This window comes from Acinetobacter sp. YH16038, assembly GCF_013417275.1.
Lineage (GTDB): Bacteria > Pseudomonadota > Gammaproteobacteria > Pseudomonadales > Moraxellaceae > Acinetobacter.
The window spans coordinates 1-1,714 of record NZ_VPEG01000133.1; the positions used below are offsets into that span (position 1 = coordinate 1).

A 1,714-nucleotide genomic window follows, 5' to 3' on the forward strand; every position below is an offset into this window, starting at 1 on the left:
CTTAAATACCCCCCTTAATAAGATGGGGGTAACGGTATCCGATCCATGACGGAATTAACTTCCAAAACAGAAATGGAAGTTAAAATTAACTTCCAAACTAAAAATATTTCCCATAAAAAAACCGACCATATTGATTTATGATCGGCTTTAGTTTTATATTGGATGCACGGTTATTAATTACTGATAATAATTAATAACGAAAGTTATGTGGTTTGGCGACCGATATAAGATTCAAGATTAAATCTCCGTGCTGTTAGATGATTATAACGTTCGTAGAATTAAAATAAATCCTCTTTCGTTCTTAATCCGTCCAAATAATTAATTTCCGTCCTTGATGTGGGTGGGAGGTACAGTGACGCCAGCGCATTTTAGGTTTAAGTCTGCTACTGGGGGATCTGAACAAAGCAGACAACGGCATGAGTAGTCATAAAACGCTGATCGTGAGTATATTGGGGTAATCCCTTGCGGTGATCATTAAAAGGCGTTTATAGGCGGTTTTGGACGTGTTCAGGGGGTGATCTATGCCCTAACCAAGACAAGCGCAGCAATAGACTGTAATGCGCTCCTGTGAAACGATGGCTCGGCTCCGTAGTGATGCCTTACATTGTTCGGGTAATACTGCTTAGGGTGCTTTTAGTGCTCTAGGGTGAGTATTTCCTGATCTTCTCTAACTCTCACCATAATGATAAATCACTAATACTTGAATAGTTAAATAAATAGAGGTTTTTTAAATGGGAAATATTGATATAAATCAAACAGTTGAACACTTAAAAGATTTGTTAGGCAAACAAGTTTCATATAGTATTTGTTTGGGTGGAACAACTTATCAAAGTGATGGTGAGGTTACTTCGGTTGTTTTACATCTTCATGGTGATCATGAGTTTTCTGTAGATGATGGGGATTATTATTCTTTTTCCGAATTGACAGAATTTCAGGTTTTAGATGATCGTTCTATTGTGGACGCTGCTTTTACTGGTCTTATAACGGATAACAAAGATTTTATTGATTCATTAAGCAAGCCTACCCCGTAGCCACAGGACTTGTAAGGGGTTCGACCCCTTAACCCCAAAGGGCGCACTTTACTTGAATTTCAGCTTTTAGCCTCAAGTTAGTTTTATATCTCCAGTCAAAATGCCCTTAAGTCTATCTTTTAGGGCATTTTTTTGATCTTGGTATATTTAGTATATTTACGAAATCTCACGTAATGCTTGTATAGCAAGGCTTTCAGAGCGAATGTCTATGAGCGAACTGAAGCTTTATGCTTCTTAAATCCTTTTTTTCCCTGATTACAGCTCCCGTATGCGTCCAGATCGGTAGAACTTAGGCGTCGTCCCGCGCCGACACAAAGAAAAGCAAAATACTGGCATTTTGTCGCGTGTGCCGACCTACGGATCGGACATCACGCGACAAAATGCCAGTTCAAGGATTTTTTAAACGAAAGCGGTCATTTTTCATTGCTATTGCGTCCTGCTTGCACACGGATTAACATAATCAGGAAATTGATCAAAAAATGATCCAATACTCCGAGTTTATAGGGGGGGTTGAAAGGAATTTCTTAAATACCCCCACTAATAAGATGGGGGTAACGGTATCCGATCTATGCGCTCAATCTAAAAAAATCCAAATATTTTCCATAAAAAAAACCGACCATATTGATTTATGATCGGCTTTAGTTTTATATTGGATGCACGGTTATTAATTACTGATAATAATT

1 protein-coding gene is annotated in these 1,714 nt (G+C 38.2%); it reads left to right on the forward strand.

Translation table 11 applies throughout. From position 1 onward, the window contains the following. Positions 1 to 731 precede the first annotated feature (731 nt). A complete protein-coding gene (locus FTV34_RS17290) occupies positions 732 to 1,031 on the forward strand; it encodes a hypothetical protein (RefSeq protein WP_179991805.1) in 300 nt (99 codons plus the stop codon). Positions 1,032 to 1,714 lie beyond the last annotated feature (683 nt).

Excerpts from the sequence above, each read along its gene's own strand:
- FTV34_RS17290 (WP_179991805.1), top strand. The coding sequence starts at position 732 with ATGGGAAATATTGATATAAATCAAACAGTTGAACACTTAAAAGATTTG.